This is a genomic window from Arthrobacter sp. 2MCAF15 (assembly GCF_052115605.1).
Lineage (GTDB): Bacteria > Actinomycetota > Actinomycetes > Actinomycetales > Micrococcaceae > Arthrobacter.
Window position 1 is genome coordinate 36,973 of sequence record NZ_JBFRGZ010000009.1, and the last position, 24,218, is coordinate 61,190.

At 67.6% G+C, this 24,218-nt stretch carries 21 protein-coding genes and 1 pseudogene; 13 read left to right on the top strand and 9 right to left on the bottom strand.

Annotated elements, in window-relative coordinates; translation table 11 throughout:
• Positions 1-33: 33 nt before the first annotated feature.
• The 3 genes from AB4089_RS12155 to AB4089_RS12165 all read right to left on the bottom strand — a co-directional run bounded on the left by AB4089_RS12155 (position 34) and on the right by AB4089_RS12165 (position 2,118).
• Entirely contained in the window at positions 34-585 is a 552-nt protein-coding gene (locus tag AB4089_RS12155) for a dihydrofolate reductase family protein (protein WP_441409539.1), read from the bottom strand.
• 140 nt (positions 586-725) lie between these two features.
• A complete protein-coding gene (locus AB4089_RS12160; protein WP_441409540.1) occupies positions 726-1,169 on the bottom strand; it encodes a hypothetical protein in 444 nt (147 codons plus the stop codon).
• A gap of 133 nt (positions 1,170-1,302) precedes the next feature.
• Positions 1,303-2,118 carry a methyltransferase domain-containing protein gene (locus AB4089_RS12165; protein WP_441409541.1) on the bottom strand — a complete coding sequence of 272 codons (816 nt, stop codon included), beginning with the start codon at positions 2,116-2,118 and terminating at the stop codon, positions 1,303-1,305.
• Between the two features lie 120 nt (positions 2,119-2,238).
• Here AB4089_RS12165 and AB4089_RS12170 point away from each other — a divergent pair, with 120 nt between their 5' ends.
• Positions 2,239-3,579: an APC family permease gene (locus AB4089_RS12170; protein WP_441409542.1), complete on the top strand. Its 1,341-nt coding sequence runs from the start codon at positions 2,239-2,241 to the stop codon at positions 3,577-3,579.
• Here AB4089_RS12170 and AB4089_RS12175 read toward each other — a convergent pair.
• Positions 3,576-4,070 (bottom strand): MarR family winged helix-turn-helix transcriptional regulator, encoded by a 495-nt coding sequence (locus AB4089_RS12175; protein WP_441409543.1) that lies wholly within the window; start codon positions 4,068-4,070, stop codon positions 3,576-3,578. The genes AB4089_RS12170 and AB4089_RS12175 overlap by 4 nt on opposite strands.
• Before the next feature lie 233 nt (positions 4,071-4,303).
• Here AB4089_RS12175 and AB4089_RS12180 point away from each other — a divergent pair, with 233 nt between their 5' ends.
• Positions 4,304-6,547 carry an MMPL family transporter gene (locus AB4089_RS12180; protein WP_441409544.1) on the top strand — a complete coding sequence of 748 codons (2,244 nt, stop codon included), beginning with the start codon at positions 4,304-4,306 and terminating at the stop codon, positions 6,545-6,547.
• Between the two features lie 29 nt (positions 6,548-6,576).
• Here the strand turns inward: AB4089_RS12180 and AB4089_RS12185 are convergent.
• Positions 6,577-7,536: pseudogene (locus AB4089_RS12185) on the bottom strand (NAD-dependent epimerase/dehydratase family protein).
• A 134-nt stretch (positions 7,537-7,670) separates the two neighbouring features.
• On the opposite strand from AB4089_RS12185, the gene AB4089_RS12190 reads away from it, so the two are divergent.
• The 8 genes from AB4089_RS12190 (at position 7,671) to AB4089_RS12225 (ending at position 16,937) form a co-directional block, all read left to right on the top strand.
• Complete coding sequence (locus AB4089_RS12190; protein ID WP_441409545.1) at positions 7,671-8,471, top strand: TetR/AcrR family transcriptional regulator; 801 nt, start codon at positions 7,671-7,673, stop codon at positions 8,469-8,471.
• 93 nt (positions 8,472-8,564) lie between these two features.
• A complete protein-coding gene (locus tag AB4089_RS12195) occupies positions 8,565-8,960 on the top strand; it encodes a hypothetical protein (protein WP_441409546.1) in 396 nt (131 codons plus the stop codon).
• A 306-nt stretch (positions 8,961-9,266) separates the two neighbouring features.
• Positions 9,267-11,129, top strand: a complete 1,863-nt coding sequence (gene dnaK / locus AB4089_RS12200) for a molecular chaperone DnaK (RefSeq protein WP_441409547.1) — start codon at positions 9,267-9,269, stop codon at positions 11,127-11,129.
• A gap of 2 nt (positions 11,130-11,131) precedes the next feature.
• Positions 11,132-11,803 (top strand): nucleotide exchange factor GrpE, encoded by a 672-nt coding sequence (locus tag AB4089_RS12205; protein ID WP_441409548.1) that lies wholly within the window; start codon positions 11,132-11,134, stop codon positions 11,801-11,803.
• 381 nt (positions 11,804-12,184) lie between these two features.
• Positions 12,185-13,171, top strand: a complete 987-nt coding sequence (locus AB4089_RS12210; protein WP_441409549.1) for a DnaJ C-terminal domain-containing protein — start codon at positions 12,185-12,187, stop codon at positions 13,169-13,171.
• 15 nt (positions 13,172-13,186) lie between these two features.
• Positions 13,187-13,609 carry a heat shock protein transcriptional repressor HspR gene (locus AB4089_RS12215; RefSeq protein WP_441409550.1) on the top strand — a complete coding sequence of 141 codons (423 nt, stop codon included), beginning with the start codon at positions 13,187-13,189 and terminating at the stop codon, positions 13,607-13,609.
• Between the two features lie 664 nt (positions 13,610-14,273).
• On the top strand, positions 14,274-14,672 hold the full coding sequence (locus AB4089_RS12220) for a hypothetical protein (RefSeq protein WP_441409551.1): 399 nt from the start codon (positions 14,274-14,276) through the stop codon (positions 14,670-14,672).
• A 90-nt stretch (positions 14,673-14,762) separates the two neighbouring features.
• Entirely contained in the window at positions 14,763-16,937 is a 2,175-nt protein-coding gene (locus AB4089_RS12225; protein ID WP_441409552.1) for an elongation factor G-like protein EF-G2, read from the top strand.
• 21 nt (positions 16,938-16,958) lie between these two features.
• Here AB4089_RS12225 and AB4089_RS12230 read toward each other — a convergent pair whose 3' ends face one another.
• Positions 16,959-18,368 carry an aldehyde dehydrogenase family protein gene (locus AB4089_RS12230; protein WP_441409553.1) on the bottom strand — a complete coding sequence of 470 codons (1,410 nt, stop codon included), beginning with the start codon at positions 18,366-18,368 and terminating at the stop codon, positions 16,959-16,961.
• A gap of 128 nt (positions 18,369-18,496) precedes the next feature.
• Here AB4089_RS12230 and AB4089_RS12235 point away from each other — a divergent pair, with 128 nt between their 5' ends.
• The 3 genes from AB4089_RS12235 to AB4089_RS12245 all read left to right on the top strand — a co-directional run bounded on the left by AB4089_RS12235 (position 18,497) and on the right by AB4089_RS12245 (position 21,423).
• The gene (locus AB4089_RS12235) at positions 18,497-18,775 is read left to right on the top strand and encodes a hypothetical protein (protein ID WP_441409554.1); all 279 of its coding nucleotides are present in this window, start codon (positions 18,497-18,499) and stop codon (positions 18,773-18,775) included.
• A 17-nt stretch (positions 18,776-18,792) separates the two neighbouring features.
• Positions 18,793-20,262, top strand: a complete 1,470-nt coding sequence (locus AB4089_RS12240) for an APC family permease (protein WP_441409555.1) — start codon at positions 18,793-18,795, stop codon at positions 20,260-20,262.
• Between the two features lie 147 nt (positions 20,263-20,409).
• Positions 20,410-21,423 (top strand): isopenicillin N synthase family dioxygenase, encoded by a 1,014-nt coding sequence (locus tag AB4089_RS12245; protein ID WP_441409556.1) that lies wholly within the window; start codon positions 20,410-20,412, stop codon positions 21,421-21,423.
• Positions 21,424-21,517: 94 nt separating this feature from the next.
• Here AB4089_RS12245 and AB4089_RS12250 read toward each other — a convergent pair whose 3' ends face one another.
• The 3 genes from AB4089_RS12250 to AB4089_RS12260 form a co-directional block, all read right to left on the bottom strand.
• On the bottom strand, positions 21,518-22,507 hold the full coding sequence (locus tag AB4089_RS12250) for a helix-turn-helix domain-containing protein (RefSeq protein ID WP_441409557.1): 990 nt from the start codon (positions 22,505-22,507) through the stop codon (positions 21,518-21,520).
• A 141-nt stretch (positions 22,508-22,648) separates the two neighbouring features.
• On the bottom strand, positions 22,649-23,302 hold the full coding sequence (locus AB4089_RS12255; RefSeq protein ID WP_441409558.1) for a M15 family metallopeptidase: 654 nt from the start codon (positions 23,300-23,302) through the stop codon (positions 22,649-22,651).
• 215 nt (positions 23,303-23,517) lie between these two features.
• Positions 23,518-24,108 (bottom strand): TetR/AcrR family transcriptional regulator, encoded by a 591-nt coding sequence (locus tag AB4089_RS12260; protein WP_441409559.1) that lies wholly within the window; start codon positions 24,106-24,108, stop codon positions 23,518-23,520.
• Positions 24,109-24,218 lie beyond the last annotated feature (110 nt).

Below are 24,218 nucleotides of genomic sequence, written 5' to 3' on the forward strand. Positions count from 1 at the left end.
AACCTGGCGGGACGCCGGGACAGCTGACGGGGGTCAGTTGCCGCGGAGGCCGTAGCTGAGAATCATGTTGCCCTTGCTGGTCTGCTGGGAGGACTGCAGTTCCAGCCGCGTCTGGGGGTCGCCGTCGTTGAAGAGCCGCCGGCCACTGCCGGCAATGACCGGGTGGACAATCAGCATCAGCGAGTCGAGCAGGCCCGCGAACAGCAGTTGGCGGACCAGCGAGATGCTGCTGAAGACGCCGATTTCGCCGCCGTCGCCGTTCTTCAGGTCCGCCACGAAGTCTTCCAGCGGCCCCTCGATCAGGGTCGAGTTCTGCCACTCGAGGCTTCCGGCCAGCGTCCGGGACGCCACGAACTTGGGCAGCGGGTTGATGAACCCGCCGAAGTCAGCGTCGGCTTCGGCATTGGGCCAGTATTCCGCCCACTGCTGGTATCCGACGCGGCCCAGGAGCCCGGTGTCGATCCGGCCCATCATCTCGCCCATCCCGGCGCCCAGCTCATCATCGAAGCTGTCGAACTGCCACAGAAACGGATCTTCAACTACGCCGTCCACGGAGCAGAACAGGCCGGCCGTCACTTTGCGCATGGGGTTCTCCTTACTCAAGGGTGTCCTGCGTGCACCCTATCGGGAGATCGGGAGGCAGGGAATGCCTGATGAAAATTCGGGAGCGACCGCCTCGTTCGCGGGCCTTGGGCACGCCGGGCATGCCCAAGGCCCGCTCGGGGTTAGCCGTTGGAGGTGTAGCCGTCCGCGGCCGCGTCGCCCGGGCCGCCGCCCGGTCCGCCCTGGCCGTCCTGGGTTCCGGTCACGGTGAAGTTCGCATCCAGCAGGACGGTGGCGCGCGTTCCGTCCGCCTTGGTGATGTGGGCTTCGTAGGTGGCGCCGTCGGCGTCGGTCTCCATCCGTTCGATCGTCGCATCCGGCTGGGCGGCCTTCACCGCCGCTTCAACCTTTGTGGCGGTGTCGCCGGTGAGGATCTCCTCGGTCTTCCCGTTGGCCTGGTGCGGGCCGCGCTGGCCGCCCGTGCCATAGCCGTCGGTGGACTGGGTCGAGGATGAGCTGCCGGTGGAATCGGCAGCCATCGCGGGGATGGCCGTCGCGCCGATGGCGCCGCCGCCGATCACCGCGGCGAGCATGATGCCCGCAGTGGCCTTGTTGATCTTTGCCATTGTGAAACTCCTTTGCTGGGGCCCGGATTGGGCCGGCCGAAGATTCGGCCTGGAACCAGCCTCGGACGCGGAGTTATGGCTGGACTTTCGGGCGGCTGTGCCGGCGCTGTGACCGGAGCCCAGACGGAGTGCCTCACGCCCGGGCGATGACCTCGCCGTTGGGAATCAGGAACCAGCCGTCTTCGGTCGAGCCCCACCGGTGCCAGCCGGCGGAGATCCGGGCCAGGTCCGCCTCGCTGGCAAAGCCGTACTCAAGCGCCTGGTCGGCGAAGGATGAATGCACCACCCGCTCGCCCCACACCCGCGCCTGCCACCGCCGCTGCTGTCCGGTCGCGTAGAGCCAGTTGCTGCTGGACGGCGCCACGTCCGTGAACCCGGCGGCCTGCGCCCAGGACACCAGCCGGCGTCCGGCATCCGGCTCGGCACCGTTGCGGCGGCCGATCCGCTGGTACAGCTCCATCCAGTCGTCGAGCTCCGGGATGGCCGGGTACCAGCTCATACCGTGGAAATCGGCGTCGCGCACCGCCACGATCCCGCCGGCCCTGGCCACGCGCCGCATCTCCCGGAGGGCTGCGACGGGATCCGTGAGGTGCTGGAGAACCTGATGGGCGTGGACGACGTCGAACGACTCGTCTTCAAAGTCAAGGTCGTAGACGTTGCCGGCCGCAAAATCGACATTGCCCACGCCGCGCTCAGCGGCAAGGGCCGCGGCCTGGGTGATGATGTCGGGGGAGCGGTCCAGTCCTGTGACCCTGCCCGGCGCCACCAGCTCCGCGAAGTCGCACGTGATGCTGCCGGGCCCGCAGCCGACGTCGAGCACTGATGCCCCGGGCATGAGATGCGGGATCACGAACGCCGCCGAGTTTTCCGCCGTGCGGGAGGCGTGGGCGCGGACCACCGACTCGTGGTGGCCGTGCGTGTACACATCGTCAGGCTGCTGCGCACTCATAATGGAACGCTACCCTCCCGGGATCGGAAATGGGCGGACCCACCCAGTTGGGCAGTATTTAGCGGCTGGCCGTCAGTTTTGCCGCTTCCGGTGCCGGGGGCTCTGCGGCTGAATGGAGAAGTGGAAAACAACAACGGCAACAGCGCCGGTAGCAGTGCCAGCGGCAAGGGACTGGGCCTGTTCCGGGCCACCGGGATCTACGTCGGGGCCATCCTGGGCTCCGGTGTCCTGGTGCTCCCCGCCATCGCGGCCAAGGAGGCCGGCCCGGCGTCGCTGCTGGCCTGGGCGGTCCTGCTCGTGTTCTGCATTCCGGTCGCGTTCAGCTTCGCCGAAATGAGCCGCCAGCAGCCCGACGCCGGCGGGATCGCCCACTTCGTCAAGCGCGCCTTCGGGCGGCGCGCCTCGGCGGTGGCCGGCTACCTCTTCTACTTTTCGATCCCGTTCGGCGCCCCGGCAACGGCCGTGATTGGCGGCAACTACATCGCCCATGCCGTCGGCGGCGGCCGGGAAACCGCCGTCCTCGCGGCGGCTGTGATCCTGCTGGCCGCCTTCGCGAGCAACGCCGTCGGCATCATGGTCTCCAGCCGCGTGCAACTGGCCCTCATGGTGCTGCTGGTGGGACTGCTTGCGCTCGCTGTGGTGCTCGCGGCGCCCCAGGCAAAGGCGGAAAATTTCCAGCCCTTCGCCCCGCACGGCTACTGGGCGGTCGGCGGCGCCGCGAGCCTGTTGTTCTTCTGCTTCGCCGGCTGGGAAGCCGTCTCGCACCTGGCCGGGGAGTTCCGGAACCCCGGGCGCGATCTCCGGCGGGCCACCTGGCTGACCCTGGTTGTGGTGGGCGCGGTCTACATCGGCGTCGTCGCCGCCTCGGTGGCCGTCCTCGGCCCGCAGCTGCCCGATACACCGGTGCCCGTCGCGGCATTGCTGGAGAAGGGCTTGGGTTCGCTGGCGGCCCCGCTCACCGCCGTCGCCGCCGCCGTACTCACGTTCGGCCCCATCAACACCTTCGTGGCCGGCGCCAGCCGGCTCGGGGCCGCGCTGGCGTCCGACGGCGTGCTGCCGCCGGCCCTTGCCCGCGGCGCCGGGCGGGGACAGGTGCCCGCCGGAAGCCTGGCAACCCTGGCCGTCCTGACGCTGCTGTCCTTCGCCGCGGCCATCGCTGGCCTCACCGACATGCAGTTCCAGATCGGGGCCGCCTCGGCGTGCTTCACGGCCGTCACTGCCTTTGGCCTGGCCGCCGGCATCCGGCTGCTGCGGCCGCGGACCGCCGCCTGGTACGGCGTGATCGTTGCCGCCGTCGTCATGGTCGGGGTGCTGCTCTTCAGCGGCTGGGCGCTCGGGGTCCCGCTGGTGCTGGCAGCGGCCGCCGTCGTGGTGGGCACACGCTCCGGGCGCAGCGCCGCGCCGGAAACGGCGCCAGTGACGGTGCCGGATACCATGCTGGGTGCCGTGCCGCCGAATTAGTTGGGACCTGCGGCCGCTTCTTCGCCGGCCCGGACGGTGGCATCGATCATGGATGTCATGAACCGGGTAACAATCTGAAGTTCCTCCGGTGTGAAGCCGTCCATTGCCGTGCCCATGTGGCGGGCCAGCGGGAGGAACATGGCGCCCCCGTCCCGGTAGGCCTTGGGGGTCATGCGCAGCTGCACCTGGCGGCGGTCCGCGCCCTCGCGCTCGCGGACCACGTGGCCGGAACGGTGGAGCCGGTCGATCAGGGCGGTGGTGGCGGGAGAACTGAGGTTCAGTTCTTTCCGGAGGACCCCCGGGGTGACAATCTCATCCCGCGCCGCGTGCCGCATGATGAGGGCCAGGGCATTGAGGTCCGTGCGGTGCATGTCATTGCGGCCGCCGGCGGAATCCACGTAGCGGTTGGCTTCGAGGGTGAATTCCTGAAGGAGCCGGACGAGGGGCGGCGGGCCTGCGTTCTCGGCCGGGCCGGGGGATTCGGCTGACACGGCGGACCTCCTTTATCCCTTGGTTCGGCCGCAACGCAACGACGGCGGCCGGTCGGCGCCGACGTCGACGGCTCCTTGGGGAGTTTACTTCAGTGCCTACTGCGGCGGCCTTGCCGTCGGGTGTCTTTCCATTCTCCTCCGATGGCCCCACAAGAGGCTTATCTCCATGATGGAGATAGTCTACTATGGAGCTGATTCTTGATCCCATCCCGAAGCGCACCCGAGAAGGACACATGAAAACGACTTCGCCAACCTCTGCGCGCGTGCCGTACTGGCTGCGCTGGCTGATTCCCGCTGTACTTGTCGTGGCCTGGCTGACGATCGCCGGCGTCGGCGGTCCGACATTCGGCCGCTTGGGTGAGGTGTCATCCAATGACCAGGCATCGTTCCTTCCCGCCGGGGCGGAGGCCACCAAGGTCCAGGACTGGCAGGCCAAGTTCCGGGACTCCAGGGAGATCCCCGCCGTGATCGTGGTGGAGAGCGGCTCCGCTTTCACTCCGGTCCAGCTCGGCGAGGCCGCGGCTCTCAAGGCCAAGCTGGAGGCCCTGCAGGCCGGGGTCACCGTGATTGGCCCCATCCCCTCACAGGACGAGAAGGCAGTCCAGTTCGTGGTGCCTATTCCTTCCTCGGCGGAGGTGAAGGAGGTAGTCAAGGAACTGCGCAGCGAGGTCCAGGCGTCTGCACCGGAGGGGATGCGGACCTTCGTGACCGGACCGGCCGGGCTGGCGGCGGACCTGGCAGGTGCCTTTGCGGGAATTGATGGCATCCTGCTGCTTGTGGCCCTCGGCGCCGTGTTCCTGATCCTGCTGATTGTCTACCGTTCCCTGCTGCTGCCCGTCATGGTCCTGTTCACCTCCGTGTTCGCGCTGTGCGCCGCGATCCTGCTGGTATTCGGCATGGCCAAGGCCGGCTGGATCCAGCTGAACGGCCAAAGCCAGGGCATCCTGTCCATCCTGGTGATCGGCGCCGCCACCGACTACGCCCTGCTTTACGTGGCCCGGTTCCGCGAAGCCCTGACCCACACCACAGACCGGACGGCCGCCGCGCTCACCGCGTGGAAGGCGGCCTGGGAACCGATCCTGGCCTCCGGCGCCACCGTGATCATCGCACTGCTCTGCCTGCTCTTCTCCGATCTGAACTCCAACAAGGCCCTCGGCCCCGTTGCGGCAGCGGGCATCCTCTGCGCGCTCTTCGCGGCACTGACCCTGCTGCCTGCCCTGATGGCGCTGCTGGGCCGGGCGGCGTTCTGGCCGTTCCGGCCCAGGCTGCTCCCCGAATCCCAGCGGGAACCGGAAATGGTGACCGGGCTGGAAGGCCAGAAGGGACTGTGGCGGGCCACCGGTTCCCTCGTTGCCCGCCGGCCGCGGACCGTCTGGGTCGCCTCGGTCCTGTTGCTCCTTGTAGCCGGTTCCGGCATTCTGCAGCTCAGGGCCAACGGCGTTGCCCAGACGGATGTCATCCTCACCGCCTCCAACGCCGTCGACGGCCAGGATGCCCTGGGCCGGCACTTCGACGCCGGCTCCGGCAGCCCGGCGGTGATCGTGGCCAGCGCGGCAAAGGCCGAAGAGGTGCTGGAGCGGGTCAAGGCGGGCAGCGGCGTCGGGGACGCCTACCTGCTGGCCGACGGCGGCGTCCCGATCAGGGCCGGCGCCGCGGCCAACCCGGCCACCCCGGGCGCCCCTGCCGCTCCGGCGCTCCCGGCGGCCGCCCCCGCCGTCCGGGACGGGAAAGTCCTGATCAACGCGACGCTGGACTACGCCGCGGACTCCGGTGAAGCCGAAAACGTCGTGGTGGCCCTCCGGCAGGACCTGAAGAAGATCGACGACGGCGCACTCGTCGGCGGCGTGACGGCAACGGCGCTGGATACCAACACCACCGCCCAGCGCGACCTGGTCACCATCATCCCGGTGGTCCTGGGTGTGATCCTGGTGATCCTCATGCTGCTGCTGCGCTCGGTCCTCGCGCCGGTCCTGCTGGTCGCCTCGGTGGTCCTGTCCTACGGGGCGGCGATGGGCGTCTCCGCCGTCGTGTTCAACGACGTTTTCGGCTTCCCCGGAGCGGATGCAACCGTGCCGCTGTTCGGCTTCGTCTTCCTTGTTGCCCTGGGCGTTGACTACAACATCTTCCTGATGAGCCGGGTCCGGGAGGAATCCCTCAAACACGGCACGCGGCCCGGCATCCTGCGCGGCCTGAGTGTGACGGGCGGGGTCATTACCTCCGCCGGGGTGGTCCTCGCCGCCACCTTCGCTGCCCTGGGGGTCATTCCGATCATGTTCCTGGTGCAGCTCGCCTTCATCGTCGCGTTCGGTGTCCTGCTGGACACGGTGCTGGTCCGCTCGCTGCTGGTGCCCGCGCTGGCCTACGACATCGGACCGCGGCTCTGGTGGCCCGGCAAGGCCGGCCGGCCAGGCAACGACGCCGCGGCCCGCGTGGCGGCCGCCCGGCCGGCGGAAAACGAGGAGGCCGGCGTCCGCTAGGCGGAACCAAAGGCCGCAGCCGCCGTCACTTATCCCTGGTCCCCCCACCAGGCGACGGTGGCGGCGGCTGCCTCCTGCAGCGGGGTCGGCGTCAGCCCCAGGGCGGCCTGGCTTGCTGCGGACTTCATCACGAACGGACGCTGGAACTGGTACAGCGTCTCGGCGATTTCGCGCATATCGGGGGAAAACACCCCCATCGCCTTCAGTACTCAGCCGGGTACCGCCGTGACACGCGGGGCCCGGGCGCCGGCTGCCTTGGCGAATGCCCCAGCAAGCTCGCGCTGGCTCAGTGCAGGCCCGGTCGGCGCATGCCACACCCGGTTCCACACGTTCGGCTTGTCCGCCGCGGCAATCATGGCGGCCGCGAGGTCGGGAACATAGGTGAAGGAATGCGGCTGGTCCGCCCGCCCGACCACCTGCATTGGCTTGCCGGCCGCGACGGGGCGGACCATGCGCTCGCCCGCGTGCGAATTGCGGACCCGCGGGCCGAAGAAATCGCCGGCCACCATGCTGACTGTAGCGGTGGCAGATGCCGCGCGGGCCTTTAGAAGCGCCGTGCGGACACCTCGTTTGCCGCCCTGGGCCAGCCGGGGGCTATCCTCGGCCATGATCTTCTCCGGTTCGCTGTACGAGTACAGGCTTTCCGGGAAGACGACGACGGCGCCCGCCTCGCCCGCCGCAGCGAGCACGCTGTGCTCGGCTGAAGGGAGTTCCCTTGCCCAGACTTCGGCGTTGTACCGCGAGCCGTGGATGCAGTGGAAGACGGCCGCGGCGCCATGGAAGGCCTCGCCGAGCTGGGCGGGCTCCGAAACGTCAATCGACAGTCTTTCGACCAGCGGGTGGGTCGGCCCGCCTCCGGACCTCGTCAGAATGCGCACGCGGTGGCCCGCCGCGGCCAGCTGTTCAGCGACAGTCCAGCCCACGGGGCCGGCCCCTGTCACGACATAGAGCCCGCGCGATTGCTGCCCGGAGGCTTCTGGCTGGGACATTCCGATCTCCTTAGAATCGCCGTAACAATGCAAGAGCAGTGCTCTCTCAACTCAGGATGTGCCCCTCGGGCGCATTAGTCAAGAGCGGTGCTCACATTTGTTGACAGTGCTCTTGTTTGTGAAATGCTGGACTCATGCCAGAAGACAGGATTGAAGCCGGGACTGAAGCTGACGTTGATACTGACGGTGATGCTCTTCCGGATGCCTCGACTGCCCGGCCCCGCACCCCGCGCGAGCGTGCCCGGGCCCAGACCGTCACCGATATTGTCCGGCTGGGCCGGGAGCACCTGGCGCTGCACGGCGCCGCCGCGCTGTCCCTCCGGGCGGTGGCCCGCGATCTCGGCGTGGTCTCCTCCGCGGTCTACCGCTACGTGGAGAGCCGCGAGGAGCTGCTGACCCTTCTGCTGATCGATGCCTACAACGAGCTTGGCGACGAGGTGGATGCCGCCGTCGGGGCGCTGCCGGAAGCCGACTTCGCTGGCCGCTTCGCGGCGCTGGGCCGCGCGGTGCGGGACTGGGCGCTGCGCGAACCCGCCCGCTACGCCCTGCTGTTCGGCAGCCCGGTGCCCGGCTACCAGGCCCCGGCCGAGCGGACCACCGGCCCCGGGACCAGGGTGATCACCAAGCTGATAGGAATCCTCGACGGCGCCTTCCGGGCGGGCAAGCTTTCCGCGGCCGGCCGGCCGGGTCCCGCCGTCGCCGCCGGCCTGGCCGGGGACCTGGCGAAAATCCGGGCGGAGTTCGGCCTGGCGGTACCGGATGGCCTCTTGGCCCGCGGCACGCTGGCCTGGACCTCGCTGTTCGGAGCCGTCAGTTTCGAAGTGTTCGGCCAGTACGGCGCCGAAACGTTCAGTGCGCGCGAGGAGCTCTTTGCCCACCACCTCGCGGTGCTCGCCGACGTCGCCGGGCTTCCGGCGGCGGGCGCTGCCTCCTGATCCAGGCCCCTCTGTCGCCCCGCCGCGGCGGTCGATAGACTGCCCCTGCGCCCGCACGGGCGTACCCGATGCGTCCAAGGAAGGATCCATCCAATGTCCGAAGAAAACAGGCCTGAAGCGAATATCCCTGCGGAAAACAGGGCCGACCGGGACCAGCCCGGAAACGCGGCGCCCGAGAACGTCGACGCCGTCCCCGCGGAAAGCGAGCCGGAAGCCGGTGAGGCTGAGGGGCAGTACGTCGAGGGCGACTACGGCTCCGCCGGCGAGACGGGCGAGGTCCCGCCCACGGCCGTCGAGGGGGAGTACGCGACCGGGGACTACGGCGAGGCCGGCCTGGCCGGAGCGGCCGCCGTCGGAGAGGTTGAAGGCGACTATCCCGAAGGTGACTACGGCGAGGGAGGAGTTGCCGCCGAGCCGGCCGCCGTCGTCGAGGAGGCCGAGTATCCCGAGGGCGACTACGGGACCGCCGGGACGTCCCGTCCCGAATAACCCCCGCGACGCCGACATGGCGGCGCGGACCCATCTGCACGGGCCTGGTGACAGGTTCGCGCAGGGCGAAACGCTGCCCGCGAGTCGCTGGAGGGGCTGAAATCCGGGGAATTTCCGTGGACTGGGCCGACCGAGGGCTGAACTTGAGGCCAAAGTTGAGTCGAGTGCGCTCAACTTGGATTGACTAATTTCCGGGTCTGGGTAAAGTTGAGTGTAGATCGCTCAATAACGGTCGGCCCGGCGGCTAGAGCCGCTGTGGTCCGCGGCCATCTCCGCAAGATTCCAAGGAAAGTAAGGAAGCAATCCATGTCACGTGCAGTAGGTATTGACCTCGGAACCACCAACTCCGTCGTCTCCGTTCTCGAAGGTGGCGAGCCCACCGTCATTGCCAACGCCGAGGGTGGCCGCACCACGCCGTCGGTTGTTGCCTTCTCCAAGTCCGGCGAGGTCCTCGTCGGCGAGATCGCCAAGCGCCAGGCCGTCAACAACATTGACCGCACCATCGCTTCCGTCAAGCGCCACATGGGCACTGACTGGTCCGTCGCGATCGACGACAAGAAGTACACGGCGCAGGAAATTTCCGCCCGTATCCTCATGAAGCTCAAGAACGACGCCGAGTCCTACCTGGGCGAAAAGGTCACCGACGCCGTCGTCACCGTCCCGGCCTACTTCAATGACGCCCAGCGCCAGGCCACCAAGGAAGCCGGCGAAATCGCCGGCCTGAACGTCCTGCGCATCGTCAACGAGCCCACCGCAGCCGCCCTGGCCTACGGCCTGGACAAGGGCAAGGAAGACGAACTCATCCTGGTCTTCGACCTCGGCGGCGGAACCTTCGACGTCTCGCTCCTGGAAGTCGGCAAGGACGAGGACAACTTCTCCACCATCCAGGTCCGCGCCACCGCTGGTGACAACCACCTCGGCGGCGACGACTGGGACCAGCGCGTCGTGGAGTACCTGCTGAACCAGCTCAAGGTCAAGGGCATCGACCTGACCAAGGACAAGATCGCCCTGCAGCGCCTCCGCGAAGCCGCGGAGCAGGCCAAGAAGGAACTCTCCTCCTCCTCCAGCACCAACGTTTCCCTCCAGTACCTCTCCGTCACCCCCGACGGCCCGGTCCACCTGGACGAGCAGCTGACCCGCGCCAAGTTCCAGGACCTCACCAAGGACCTGCTGGACCGCACCAAGAAGCCGTTCCAGGACGTCATCAAGGAAGCCGGCATCAAGCTCTCCGAGATCGACCACATCGTGCTCGTCGGCGGTTCCACCCGCATGCCGGCCGTCTACGACCTCGTCAAGGAACTGGCCGGCGGCAAGGAGCCCAACAAGGGCGTCAACCCCGATGAGGTCGTCGCCGTCGGCGCCGCCCTGCAGGCCGGCGTCCTCAAGGGCGAACGCAAGGACGTGCTGCTGATCGACGTCACCCCGTTGTCCCTTGGCATCGAAACCAAGGGCGGCATCATGACGCACCTGATCGAACGCAACACCGCCATCCCCACCAAGCGCAGCGAGACCTTCACCACCGCGGATGACAACCAGCCGTCCGTGGCCATCCAGGTCTTCCAGGGCGAGCGTGAGTTCACCCGCGACAACAAGCCGCTGGGCACGTTCGAACTGACCGGCATCGCTCCGGCACCCCGCGGCGTCCCGCAGGTCGAGGTCACCTTCGACATCGACGCCAACGGCATCGTGCACGTCTCGGCGAAGGACAAGGGCACCGGCAAGGAACAGTCCATGACCATCACCGGCGGCACCGCGCTGTCCAAGGAAGACATCGACCGCATGGTCCACGACGCCGAGGAGCACGCAGCCGAGGACAAGGCCCGCCGCGAGGCCGCCGACACCCGCAACACGGCCGAGCAGCTCGCGTACTCCGTGGACAAGCTGATCGCCGACAACGCCGACAAGCTGCCCGAAGAGGTCAAGACCGAGGTCAAGGCCGACGTCGACGCCCTCAAGAAGGCGCTCGAAGGCACCGATGACGCGGCCGTGAAGACCGCGTTCGAGAAGCTGCAGGCGTCCCAGTCCAAGCTTGGCGAGGCCATCTACGCCCACGCAGGATCGCCCGACGGCGCCACCGGCGCGCACGGTGCCCCCGAAGGCGAGCAGGCAGCCGGCTCCGATGAGGACATCGTCGACGCCGAAATCGTTGACGAAGACGAGAAGAAGTAATCATGCCGCACCACGGTAACGAAGAAGAGCACGGTTCTTCCGCGGACCGGAGCCAGGACGACGGGCAGGAGAACGATCCGCAGAAGCCGGTTATCCACGACAACCGCAAGGTTGATCCGAAGACCGGCCAGGCCCGCCACCCGGACCAGGAGCACACCGGGTCCCGGGACTCCGGTTCCGGGGACGCCCTGTCCCAGGCAGAGGACATCCTCAACAGCGTCGAGGTGCCGGCCGAGGAATCAGTGGCGCAGGGCGTCGACGCGGCCGCGGCGGAGGAGCTCAGGAATGACCTCCGCCGGCTGCAGGCCGAGTACGTCAACTACCGCAAGCGGGTCGAACGCGACCGCGCCGTGGCAGGGGAGATGGCCGTCATCGGCGTCCTGAACTCCCTGCTCCCGGTGCTGGACGACGTCGACGCCGCCCGCCAGCACGGCGACCTCGCGGACGGCCCGTTCGCCGCGATCGCCGCCAAGCTGGAGGCCGCACTGAAGACGTACGGACTGGTCCGTATCGATGAGACCGGCGTGGAGTTCGATCCGACCATCCACGAGGCCCTCATCCAGCAGCCCGGCGAAGTCGAGCTCGACACGGTCAGCCAGGTCCTGCGCTCGGGCTACAAGACCGGCGACCGCGTTCTCCGCGCGGCCCAGGTGATTGTGGCTGTTCCGGCGTAGTCACCTTCGGCGCTGCGCCTCCACGCCTTCGCGGATGAGGGGCCCCGCCCCTCCGCCGGGTGGCCAAGGATCTACGATCCTCGGCCACCCGGCTCCGACAGCGGATATTGGCCTTCCCAACACTCGCAAGCTCGTGCCGGGGCCCTCGGCCAGATCCTTAGATGCCACTCTCGGGCCCCCTCATCCGCTACGGCGTTCTGCAGTAATCTCGCCTAAGGTGAGTTGACTACAGGCTCGGAGCGATACATGGGCCCCGGGAGTGGCATCGGGCCTGCCGGAGCGTGGTGGCTTGGTCCGTCAGGACCTAGCCACCACGCGAAGGGGCGGGGGCCCATGTATCGCTTCGAGCCCCGCAAGATCAGAACGAGAGAGGAAACGCCATTGGCTAGCCAGGACTGGGTGGACAAGGACTTCTATAAGATCCTTGGTGTCGCCAAGGACGCTTCCGACGCCGATATCAAGAAGGCTTACCGAAAGCTTGCTCGACAGCACCACCCGGACACGAATGCCGGTGACGCGGCGGCGGAGAGGAAGTTCAAGGACATCTCCGAGGCCTATTCGGTGCTCTCCGATCCGGACGAGCGCCAGCAGTACGACGCCATCCGTGCCATGGGCGGCGGCGCACGCTTTGCCCCCGGCGGTGGCGGCGGGGCTGCCGGCGGCGCCGGATTCGAGGACCTCTTCGGCGGGCTCTTTACCGGCGGCGGAGGCCGCCATTCCGGCGGTTACAGCACATCCGGCGGCATTCCGCCCGAGTTCGCAGACCTCTTCGGAGGCGGCGGCGGATTCGGTGGCGGGGGCCAGACCTTCCAGCGGACTCCGCAGAAGGGCACGGACCGCACCGCGTCCACCTCGATTTCATTTGCCGGGTCAATCCGCGGCACCACGATCGGCCTGCGCGAACCGGACGGCGAGGTGATCGATGTCCGTATCCCGGCCGGAATCAAGGACGGACAAAAAGTCCGCGTCCGGGGCAAGGGCCAGTACGGCCCCGCCGGCAACGGCGACCTCATGGTCACCGTCTCCGTGAAGCCCCACGATTTCTACGTCCGCGACGGCGACAACCTCCGGATCCACGTCCCGGTCTCCTTCCCGGAGGCGGCACTGGGAGCGGATATCGAGGTCCCCACCATCGACGGCGACAAGGTCAAAGTCAGGGTTCCCGCTGGCACGCCCTCGGGCCGGACGCTGCGCGTCAAGGGCCGCGGCGTCAAGCACGCGAAGGCCACCGGCGATCTGCTGGTGACAATCGACGTCGCCGTTCCCCGGAGGCTGAGCAAGGAAGCGGAGGAGGCCGTGAAGGCCTTCGCCACCGCAACTGCGGATGAGGACGTCCGCGCGGGCCTGGCAGCCAAGGCCCGGCTCTAGGAACGGAATCCAGCCATGGCCATCGACTTCGATCAGCCGATCTTCGTCATCTCCGTTGCCGCGGAACTCGCGGACATGCACCCGCAGACCCTACGCCAGTACGACCGGATGGGCATCGTTTCGCCCAGCCGTGCCCCGGGCAAGTCGAGGCGCTATTCGCAGCGGGATGTGAACATGCTCCGCGAAGTCCAGCGGCTCTCCCAGGAGGGGGTCTCGCTGGAGGGCATCAAGCGGATCCTGCAGTTGGAGAACCAGGTGGCCGCCCTGCAGCGCCGGGTCGGCGAACTGACTGAGGAGCTGGGACGGCGCCGCCAAGGCGCCGACTCGCGGATCTTCGCCGCCGGAACGGCCGGCGACGTCGTCAGCCTGGCCCGCGGCAAGCGCCCCCAGGCGAGGTCGCAGGCGCTGGTCATATGGCGGCCGCGGGGCATCGACTAGGACGGGTTCTGGGAAAACACTAGGACAAGCAACAGTGCCCGGGACCAACGGTCCCGGGCACTGTTGTTACGTGCGGTGGGGGTGCTGCCTTTGTGCCTACTTGCCGGCTGCGATGACCTTGTCGACGGCGGTGCGTTCGCGCCGGCCCCAGGTTTCCCGCGTGACGAGGGCCGCGATGAGCCCGATCGCACCGCACGCCATGTACACGATTGCCACGCCATCGGGAAGCCGAACAGGATAATGGCGGCGGTGCCCACGAGGTAGAGCTTGCGGCGTCCGCCAGCCGAAGACCGATGACCCGCAGAATGGTGCGCCAGTCATTCTCGATGACGGTCAGCAGCGGGTTCTTGACGAGTTCGCCTTGGCTTTCGTTTCCTCCGCCGCGGCAAGTAGCCGCCGGAACAAACTGAGTACACCGGAACGCCGGCAGGTAACCGGCCATCCGATAGTCGGGTACCTGATTTGCGTGACTTCAGGCCCGTGCCGCGCGTTGAATTGGAATGTCAGAAAAGGCTGGCAGGACACGCTCACGGCTCCCATAGGAAGCCTGGGCGCGGAGCCAGCGAAGCAGCGTAGACGCCGGGGGGCATCTCATGCATGATCCAGCCAAGTTTGATCCGTCCACTGCCGATTCTTCGCGGCTCGCAATGTTGGCGGGCACGCTGTGAGCCCGGGACTCCAGGCGGCCGTGCTGTTTGCCGGCTCCCTGCCGGGGCACATCCTGATGTCCCTGGGGCAGGCCCTCGTAGTCGTCTGCCTGTGCTTCGACTTCCTCCGGGCGGTGTCCGTCCCGCGGTCCCACCGGCGGTACGTGGCCAACACCATGTTCCGCACACTGGCGCTGCCGTCGATCCTGATCATGGCGTTCAGTGTGCTCATCGATGCCGCTGCCGGTTCGTGGCAGAATGTCGGCGCCGGGGTCTTCATCCTGGTTGCCGTCATCTTCCGCTGGCACCATGGAGCCGACGAAGACAACTGGTGGAAGGGCAAAGGCAAGGCCCTTGGCCGATGGCTCCGGGACCGGGCGGCATCCGGGTCCATGGTTGCTCCGGCCGCGGCGTGAAAAAGCCCTTGCTGTCCGGGCGTCCCAGGGTGTCCAATCCTTACAAAGGGCCCTGCAAGGCTCGAGTGGATGCGACGCCAGGAGGTTTCCATGCCGTCGAAAGACGCCAAGACTCCGTCAAGGGGCCAGTCCAGGGGCCCGGCCCGGGGCACCTCTGACCTCCGGAGGCCAGATGCCAACGGCGCGCCACCGCCGAAGCAGCCGGACAAAATCCGCAACGTGGCGCTGGTGGGGCATTCCGGTTCCGGAAAAACGATGCTCGCCGAAGCCCTGCTGGCCGCCACCGGCGCCATCACGCGCAAAGGTTCGATCGCGGAGGGCACCACGGTGGGCGACTCGGATCCCTCGGCCATCGCGCAGCAGCGTTCCGTGGCGCTGGCGGTGGTGCCGGTGACGGTCGGGGACATCAAGATCAACCTGCTGGACACTCCGGGCTACACGGATTTCATCGGCGAACTGCGTGCCGGGCTGCGTGCCGCGGATGCCGTGCTGTTTGTCGTCTCGGCCACCGACGACATCGACGCCGCGACCACAGCGCTCTGGAGCGAGTGCCAACGGCTCGGCATGCCGCGGGCCGTGGCGATCAGCCGGCTGGACCACCCGCGCGCGGATTTCGACTCCGCCGTCGCCCGTTGCCATCTGGCTTTCGGTGACTCCATCCTGCCGCTCTACCTGCCGGTCCGCACTGGCGGTGCCATCACCGGGTTGCTGGGGCTGCTGACCGGGACGGTGTCCGAGTTCGGCCCGGCCGAATCGGCGCCGTCCACGCGCGCCGCGACCGACGGCGAACTTGCCGCGGCGGAGTCCGCGCGGGGCGCGCTGATCGAAGGGATCATCGCCGAGAGCGAGGACGAGAGCCTGATGGACCGCTACCTCGAGGGTGACGAGATCGCTCCCGAGGTCCTGATCGCCGATCTGGAGACGGCCGTGGCGCGCGGCTCATTCCACCCGGTGCTGCCAACCTCAGCCGAGTCCGGACTCGGCCTCGCGGAACTGCTGGACGTCCTGGTGCGCGCCTTTCCCACGCCCGCGGAGCATGACGTCCCTGCGGCGACGGATCTCGACGGCGTGCCCGCCGGACCGCTGGAGTGCGACCCCGACGGCCCGCTGCTCGGCGAGGTGGTCCGCACGACAATCGACCCGTTCCTCGGCAGGGTCTGCCTGGTCCGCGTCTTCTCCGGCGCAGTGCGTGAGGACGCCGCGATCCATGTGGGTGGCCGCGGAATGGCGGACCGCGGCCACGAGGACCACGACAGTGACGAGCGGGTCACCCACCTCTACTCGCCGCTGGGATCGGGGTTGCGGCCGGTGCCGTTCTGCGTGGCCGGGGATATCTGCGCACTGACCAAACTGGGCACCGCCGAGACCGGCGACACGATTTCTGCCAAGGAGTTCCCGCTGCTGGTGGCCCCCTGGGATATGCCGGATCCGCTCATGCCGGTTGCCATCGAAGCGGCCACGCACGGCGATGAGGACGCGCTGGCCAGGAACCTGGGGAAGGTTACCGCCGGAGACCCGACGTTGCGGGTGGAGCGCAACGGCGAAACCCACCAGCTGATCCTGTGGTGCATGGGCGAGGCCCATGCCGACGTCGTCCTGGGCAGGCTGCGCGACCAGGGCGTGAACCTGCAGACCGTTCCGGTGGTCACACCGCTGCGCGAAACATTTGCCGCGCCGGCGGCCGGACATGGACGGTATGTCAAACAATCCGGCGGCCATGGCCAGTACGCCGTGTGCGACATCGAGGTAGAACCCCTGGACCGCGGCACCGGGTTCGAGTTCGTCGACAAGACAGTGGGCGGAGTGATTCCCGGGCCGTTCATCACCTCGGTCGAGAAGGGCGTGCGGGCCCAGATGCAGAAGGGCGTCTCCGCGGGTTTCCCGGTGGTGGACATCAAGGTCACGCTGATCGGCGGCAAGACCCACAGCGTCGATTCCTCCGACGCTGCGTTCCAGGCTGCCGGCGCACTGGCCCTCCGGGAAGCGGCGGCGGCCACCCGCATTCAGTTCCTGGAACCCGTCTCGGCCGTGACCATCAGCGTCTCGGAGGACCACGTGGGCGCCGTGATGAGCGACCTGTCCTCCCGGCGGGCGCGCCTGACCGGAACCACCTCCGCCGGGGCTGAGGGGACCGAGATCCTTGCCGAGGTTCCGGACCAGGAACTGTTGAGGTACTCGGTGGAGCTGCGGGCCCTGACCGCCGGCAGCGGCCGGTTCCGGCGCAGCTACCTGCGGCACGAACCCGTGCCGCAGGCGCTGCACTGATGACCCCTGATGGTGGGAGGGTCAGCCGTTGATGACTTGCGGGACGCCGAGGGCTTTGAGGCCTTCGGTGCCGAATTCGAGGCCGTAGCCGGATTGCTTGGCTCCGCCGAAGGGGATGCGGGGGTCCACGGCGCCGTGCTTGTTGATCCAGACGGTGCCTGCCTCGAGCCGGGCAGCGACCTTGCGGGCTTCGGCGGGGTCGGCGGACCAGACGGAGGCCCCGAGTCCGACGTCGAGCGCGTTCGCGTACCCGATGGCCTCATCGATGGTGCTGTAGCGGATGATCGGCAGGGCGGGGCCGAACTGTTCCTCGGCGACGAGCGGGTTGTGGTTGTCGATGTCGGCGACGAGGGTGGCGGGGTAGAAGTGGCCGGGCTGGTCCGGGTCCGGGTTGCCGCCGAGCAGGATCTTTGCCCCGGAGTCCTTGGCCGCCTGGACCAGGGAGGCGACGATCTCGTACTGGGCCCGGTTCTGCAGCGGGCCCAGGACGTTGGCCTCGTCCAGGCCGTTGCCCATCGGCATCGCAGCGGCGACCTTGGTGAGTTCTTCGCAGACGGCATCGTAGATGTCCTCGTGGACGTAGAGGCGTTTGAGGGCCGCGCAGGTCTGGCCGGTGTTGATGAACGCGCCCCAGAAGAGACCTTCGGCGATGGCTTTGGGGTCGGCGTCGGGCAGGACGATGCCGGCGTCGTTGCCGCCGAGTTCCAGGGTGAGGCGCTTGATGGTGTCCGCGGAGGATTTGATGATGGCCTTGCCGGTGGCGGTGGAGCCGGTGAACATGACCTTGCCGATTCCGGGGTGTTCGGCCAGCCGGGCACCGACCTCGCGGCCGCCGGAGACCACGGTCAACAGGCCCTCGGGGAGTTCCTGGTTGAGGATTTCGACCAGGGCCAGGACGGAGAGCGGGGTGTATTCGGAGGGTTTGACCACCACGGCGTTGCCCATCCGCAGGGCCGGGGCGAGCTGCCAGACGGTGATCATCATGGGCCAGTTCCACGGGCCGATCGCGCCGACGACGCCGATGGGCTTGTAGTGCAGTTCGGCGTACGTTTCGCCGTCGTCCACCACGGTTTCCGCCTCCAGGGGTGTGGCGGCGGCGGTGCGGAGCCAGGCGGCGCAGGCGCCGACCTCGAAGCGGGCGTTGGGGCCGTTCAGGGGCTTGCCCTGCTCGCGGGAGAGCAGCCGGGCGAGTTCCTCGGCGGAGCGTTCGACGGCGTCGGCGGCCTTCAGCAGCGCGGCGGACCGGGCGTCGTGGCCCAGCGCGGCCCAGGCCGGCTGCGCGGCGGCAGCGGCGGCGATGGCGTGCTCGAGGTCCTCGATCCCGTGGACCGGGGCTTCACCGACCGCCTCGCCGGTGGCCGGGTCCAGGATGGTCCGGGTCGGGCCCGAGGCCGGGGTGATCGAGGCCAGAAGGGCGTCGTAGGTTTCCATGGTTACTCCACATCGAGTAGTTGAGGCACTAAGAGGCGTGTGCACGGGCAGCTCTGTCATGTCCGAGTCTCCTCCGGCGCCGGACGTGCAGTCTTGTCTTTGCGCGAACTGCACTTGACCCAGTGCGAATGATCACCGCAGTCCCGGATGCCGCTGCGCTGGATGCCACTGCGCTGGATGCCGCTGTCCCAAATGCCGCTGCGCCGGATGCCGCGGTTCTGGATGCCACTGCGCTGTGGAACAACAACCGGTCACTGATCGACAAAAGAGTGACGGGCATCACCTGCCATGCTGGGTTTGCACGGTGCCAGGCACCTCCCATTTCACGGGCGCTTTTCCAAGACTGTTTTCCCCAGACTGTTTTCCCAGACCGCAGGTCCCAGATCGACATTTCCCAGCACTCATGACCGTTAAGAAGGATCCGATGAGTATTTCAAATTCCGAGTCCCGGACCGCGGAGGCCCGTCCCCGCGCGGAGCACTCCACTGCGCTGCGCGCCGGCAGCGTCGGCGTCATGGGCATTCTCTTCTTTGTCTTGTCCGCCCAGGCGCCATTGACCGGCATCGTCGGAGCGTCACCGCTGGCCGCGGCCCTCGGGAACGGGGCCGGGGCGCCCGGGGCATATCTGGTGGTGGGAATCGTCATCGTGATCTTCGCCGTCGGATTCGTCGCCATGAGCCGCAAGATCCAGGCCAATGGCGCCTTCTACGCCTACGTCACCGCCGCATTTGGGCGGAAGATTGGGGCAGGAGCTGCGTGGCTGGCTCTCCTCGCGTACAGCACGGTCCAGGCCGCGATGTACGGCCTGTACGGCGCCGCGTTCTCGGGCGTCCTGGGAACCGCCGGCATTGAGGTCCCCTGGTGGCTGCTGGCCGTGATCACCATGGCGGGCGTGCAGGTGCTGGGATCCCTCAACATCGAACTCGGGGCGCGGGTCCTGGCGGTGCTCGTGGGCTTCGAGGTCGCCATCCTGCTCATGTTCGGGTTGACAGTGCTGTTGCGCGGCGGTGGGCCGGAAGGAATCAGTGTGGCGGCATCCTTCTCTCCCGCGGCGATCGGCGCCGGGGCCCCGGGGGTGGCCATCATGTTCGCTGTCGCCTCGATGTTCGGCTTTGAATCCACGGCCATCTACTCGGCCGAAGCCAAGGATGCGCACCGCACGGTGGCCCGCGCCACGTATCTGTCGGTGGGGGTGATCTCGGTGTTCTTCTCCTTCATTTCCTGGATGCTGGTCAGCTACTACGGCCCCTCGCACGTCATTGATGCCGCGGGCGCGGCTCTCGAATCGGGCGATTCCACCGCCTTTGTGCTGACACCGATGGTGGAACTGTTCGGGCCATGGGCCGGAACCGTCACCGGCATCCTGCTGGTGACGTCCCTGCTCGCCGGCATCATCGCCTTCCACAACGGCATCAACCGCTACCTCCACTCGCTGGCGCTGCGTGGATCGATGCCCGCCGCCTTGGCCCGGACCAACCGGCACAAGGCCCCCGCCGTCGCTGCCCGGATCCAGACCGTGGTTGCTTTACTGCTCGTTGCGCCGTTCGCGGTGCTGTCCCTGGATCCTGTCCTGACACTCTTTTCCTGGTTCAGCGGGCTGGCCGTGGCGGCGCTGCTGGTGCTGTACATGCTCTGCTCCCTGGCCGTCGTCGCGTACTTTCGGCGCGAACGGGAAGCCGGCCAGCTCTGGCAGACTGCGGTGGCGCCCGTGCTCGCCACCCTGCTGCTTGGCTGGGTCCTGTTCCTCGTGATCAGCAACTTCACCGCGCTGATCGGCGGCAGTGCTGAAACGGCCGTGGGCCTGCTGATGACAGTCCCCGTTGTGTTTGCGGCCGGCGTGCTGGTGGAAATCGGCGTGGAACGCCGGGCAGCGCGGGCCGGGATAGCGGCGTAGCGAGGGGCCCTGCCCTAGGGCAGGGCCCCTCGGCCCGCTCTGGATGTCTTATTTCGACACGTTTATCCTCGTAGCTGGAACTCGTTCCGTAACATTGGAGCAAATACAGGCCTCGGCTTGCCAAGCTAGCGCTAAAGGACTAATGCATTGTCACTCGAATCACTGCCCGTCCTGGACTTCTCCCGATTGACTGCAGGACCGGAGGAGGCCTCCCAGTTTCGGGACGACCTGCGTAACGCCATGCATGAAGTCGGGTTCCTCTATCTGGCCGGCCATGGCATTCCGCAGGAGCTCACTGACGCCATGCTCGAGGTCTCACGCCGCTTCTTCGAACTGCCCGAGGAACAGAAACTCGCCATCGAGAACGTCCACAGCCCGCAGTTCCGCGGCTATACCCGCGTCGGCGGCGAACTCACGGACGGAGCTGTTGACTGGCGCGAGCAGATTGACATCGGCGTCGAGCGTGACGCGGTGAAGCCGGGCGCCGGTGTCGCCGACTACTGGCGCCTGGAAGGGCCCAACCTGTGGCCGGAGGCGCTGCCCGAAATGCGGGCGATTGTCTCTGAATGGACCGAGCGGCTGAGCGCCATCTCCCTCACCCTCCTGCGGGCCCTGGCCGTGTCCCTCGGAGCCCCCGAGGACACCTTCGACGCGGCCTTTGCCGCACGGGCTTTCCCGCTGCTCAAGATTGTGCGCTATCCCGGGGAATCCAACCCGGAGCCGAAGCAGGGCGTCGGTTCCCACCGCGACGGCGGCGTCCTGACGCTCCTCCTGGTGGAACCCGGAAAGGGCGGCCTCCAGGTCGAGTACCAGGGGAAATGGATCGACGCACCCCAGGTGCCCGGAACATTCGTGGTCAACATCGGCGAGATGCTCGAGCTGGCCACGAACGGCTACCTCAAGGCCACCCTGCACCGCGTGATCTCGCCCCTGCGCGGCACGGACAGGATCTCGCTGCCGTTTTTCTACAACCCCGCGCTGGACGCGACCATGCCCAGGCTTGCGGTGAGCCCGGAGTTTCAGGCCAAAGCCCGTGGGCTCTCCGTTGACCCGACCAACAGCCCGATTCTGGAAACCTACGGCGATAACGCCCTTCGCTACCGGCTCCGGGCCCACCCGAACGTTGCCGCAGACCACCACGCGGATCTGATCACCAGCTGACGTCCCGCTGGCCCTGGCGACGGCGGGTGCATTCGGCCGCCGTCGACGGCCGGTGCATTTGGCCGCCGGCGACGGCCGGCAACGAAGGTCCTGCTCAGGCGCCGCGGCGCCAGTCGCTGGGGGATTCGCCGAAGGCATCGCGGAAGGACCGGCTGAAGTGGGCGGCATCCAGGAAGCCCCAGCGCCCGGCCACGGCCCCCACCGGCATCCCGGCCAGGAGCGGATCCCGCAGCTCGCGTCGGGCCCCTTCCAGCCGCTGGGTCCGGATCCAGCTCGCCACGGTGGTCCCGGACTCGTGGAAGACGTTGTGCAGGTGCCGGGTGGAGATGAAATGGGCCGCCGCGATGGAGGCTGGCGAGAGCAGCGGATCGGCCAGGTGGGCGTCGATGTACTCGCGGACAGAGGCCGCCAGGAGCGCCTGCGGCCGCATCCGGTCCGCGGACATGTCCAGCTCCGAATGCAGCATCGTGGAGACGAGATCGAGGGCATTCGTGGCCAGACGGGACCCGCTCGGGCCGCCCAGCGCGTCCAGGTTCTCGGCAAGATGCGCGATGAAAGGCCCGACGATCGCGGCGAGGCCGCCGTCGGCGGCCATCCGCACGGCCGAGAGCTGGGCGATGCAGTCCGGCGGCAGGGACAGGGCGTCCCAGGGGAACATCACCACCATGAGCCGGGCGTCCTCCTCGAAGGCAAGCGTGTACGGGCGGCTGGTGTCGTAGATGGAGAGGTCGCCCGGGCGCAGGACGGCCTCGCGGTTGTCCTGGATGAGGAGACCGGTGCCCTGGAGCTGGAGATTGAGCTTGAAATAGCGCTGGTTGGACTGGGCGATCAGCGCCGGCGTGCGGTGCACTTCATGGCTTGTCGACGAGACTTCCACGATCGCCACCCGGTCCAGCTTGCGGGCCCGCATGCGGCCACGGAAATGGTCCGCATCGGCGCACGAGGCAGCCAGCGGAACGAAGGACTCCGCGACGAGGTGCCTCCAGTGCTCGAAGGAGGCCGCTGTGCTGGTGTGGACGTCCTGTCCGGCGGCAATGGCGTCGCTGGCGGCACTGTGGGTTGGGCGGACTGCAACTGCGGTCATCGAAGATCCTGACGCCGTCGTAGGTGAAGGGGCTGCACCGTTTCCGGGAACTGTGTCGTGGGACACAGTCCTTTCAGGGTAGCGGCGCGGCGCGCAGCTGTCATCTTTTTTCGACGTTCGGCGAAAAAAGATCTCCGGTCATCAAAGATAATCGGGTGCCTTTTCCAGTCCGAAGTAATCCTCCAGGGCGGCAATGCCGGTGTCTTTCATGTCCTGGGCGACGGCCCGTCCGACATAACGCATATGCCATGGCTCGTAGGTGTAGCCGGTAGTGCCCTCGGCGCCGGTTGGATATCGGATGATGAACCCGTACTCCCAGCCGTGCGTGGCCGCCCACTTCCCCGCGGGGGTATTTGCGAAGCAGGCCTGCAGGGCGCAGGTTCCGCTGGCATTGCCGATGTCCATGGCCAGGCCGGTTTGATGTTCACTGTAGCCGGGCCTGGCGGCAAGCGTGTCCGCCGTCGCCTGTCCGTACTGGCGGACGTAGCTGTCGTAAAGGCTGGCCTGCTGGCTGAACGAGCGGTAGCCACTGATTGGCAGGATATTCACGCCGGCCGACTTGGCGGCTCTGGCAAACTGCTTGTAGGCGTCCGCGGCCTGCGCGCGCAAACGTTCCCCCTGGACTGCGACCAGCGACCCCGGCACGTACCCGGTCGGGTTCAGCTGCCGGTGCTTGTTGACTACCACCTGAAGGCTGGAGGCCGTGTCGAGGTCGTAACCCGCCGAGGCCACTGCCGTCACCGGCGGTGCGATCATGCCGAGCGAAAGCACCAGACCCGCCACGGCACCTGTCATCCTGCTGATTCTTCTAAGCATGATTGCCCCCAAGAAGTGTCCGGAACAAGATGGGGGAACAGTACCCGTCTGCAGGTGCGCCGTCGAGAGGGTCGCGGTCAAGAGCCGGCCGAGAGGGCGGTCGAACGGGTGCCGCCGGACGGTACGCTCACGCGAGACTCATCTGCGCGGCACCCGCGCGCAGGGAAGGGGCCGGCTTCCGTCGGTCGGCCGGCCTAGCTTTCCAGCAGGGCCAGGAATCCCTCCAGCTGCCCTTTCAGGCCGAGCTCCATCTGGCCTTCGGGAGCCAGGGCCGCCGCGATCTGCGCGCCGAGGAGGAAGTTGAGCAGCTGCCCGGCCAGTACGGAATCGGCGACGGCTGTGGTGACGGCGCCGGATTGCCGCGCCTCGGCAAGGTGCTGGCATATCGCCGCAAGCCACTGCTGCATCGATTCCCGGTGGATCCTGGCCTTGTTGGGATCGTTGATGGCCTTCTGCCAGAAGGGAATGACAATCCGGGCCTCGTTGATCCGCTCCTCATCCAGGGGCAGCACCTCGACGCAGAACGACTTTAGGGCCGCGAGCCCGGACTGGCCGGCGGTGACCTCGGCAATGCGTTCGTTGGTGCGGTTGAAGACGTGCCCGAAGGCAAAAGTCAGCAGGTCATCCTTCGTGGGGAAGTACGGCTTGAGGGCCCCGTTCGCAAAGCCGGCCTCCAGGGCAATTTCCCGCATGGTCGCGCTTTCGATGCCGAGCCGGGCGATGGTCCGCCATGTCGCGTCGACAAGTTCAAGCCGCCGCTGGTCGTGGTCGACAATCTTTGGCACCGGGCAGCTCCCCAAATCTTCTTGCGTCGGACTCTTGTGGCACAGCTTACATTTCCGTATTCTCTACAACTATAGAAAATAAAGTTCCGACCCGCCAGGGTCCCCGAACG

Bases quoted from the DNA above. Each gene is read 5' to 3' on its own strand.
- AB4089_RS12155 (WP_441409539.1), bottom strand. From the start codon at position 585: ATGCGCAAAGTGACGGCCGGCCTGTTCTGCTCCGTGGACGGCGTAGTT.
- AB4089_RS12160 (WP_441409540.1), bottom strand. From the start codon at position 1,169: ATGGCAAAGATCAACAAGGCCACTGCGGGCATCATGCTCGCCGCGGTG.
- AB4089_RS12165 (WP_441409541.1), bottom strand. From the start codon at position 2,118: ATGAGTGCGCAGCAGCCTGACGATGTGTACACGCACGGCCACCACGAG.
- AB4089_RS12180 (WP_441409544.1), top strand. From the start codon at position 4,304: ATGAAAACGACTTCGCCAACCTCTGCGCGCGTGCCGTACTGGCTGCGC.
- AB4089_RS12190 (WP_441409545.1), top strand. From the start codon at position 7,671: ATGCCAGAAGACAGGATTGAAGCCGGGACTGAAGCTGACGTTGATACT.
- AB4089_RS12195 (WP_441409546.1), top strand. From the start codon at position 8,565: ATGTCCGAAGAAAACAGGCCTGAAGCGAATATCCCTGCGGAAAACAGG.
- dnaK (WP_441409547.1), top strand. From the start codon at position 9,267: ATGTCACGTGCAGTAGGTATTGACCTCGGAACCACCAACTCCGTCGTC.
- AB4089_RS12205 (WP_441409548.1), top strand. From the start codon at position 11,132: ATGCCGCACCACGGTAACGAAGAAGAGCACGGTTCTTCCGCGGACCGG.
- AB4089_RS12215 (WP_441409550.1), top strand. From the start codon at position 13,187: ATGGCCATCGACTTCGATCAGCCGATCTTCGTCATCTCCGTTGCCGCG.
- AB4089_RS12225 (WP_441409552.1), top strand. From the start codon at position 14,763: ATGCCGTCGAAAGACGCCAAGACTCCGTCAAGGGGCCAGTCCAGGGGC.
- AB4089_RS12230 (WP_441409553.1), bottom strand. From the start codon at position 18,368: ATGGAAACCTACGACGCCCTTCTGGCCTCGATCACCCCGGCCTCGGGC.
- AB4089_RS12235 (WP_441409554.1), top strand. From the start codon at position 18,497: ATGATCACCGCAGTCCCGGATGCCGCTGCGCTGGATGCCACTGCGCTG.
- AB4089_RS12240 (WP_441409555.1), top strand. From the start codon at position 18,793: ATGAGTATTTCAAATTCCGAGTCCCGGACCGCGGAGGCCCGTCCCCGC.
- AB4089_RS12250 (WP_441409557.1), bottom strand. From the start codon at position 22,507: ATGACCGCAGTTGCAGTCCGCCCAACCCACAGTGCCGCCAGCGACGCC.
- AB4089_RS12255 (WP_441409558.1), bottom strand. From the start codon at position 23,302: ATGACAGGTGCCGTGGCGGGTCTGGTGCTTTCGCTCGGCATGATCGCA.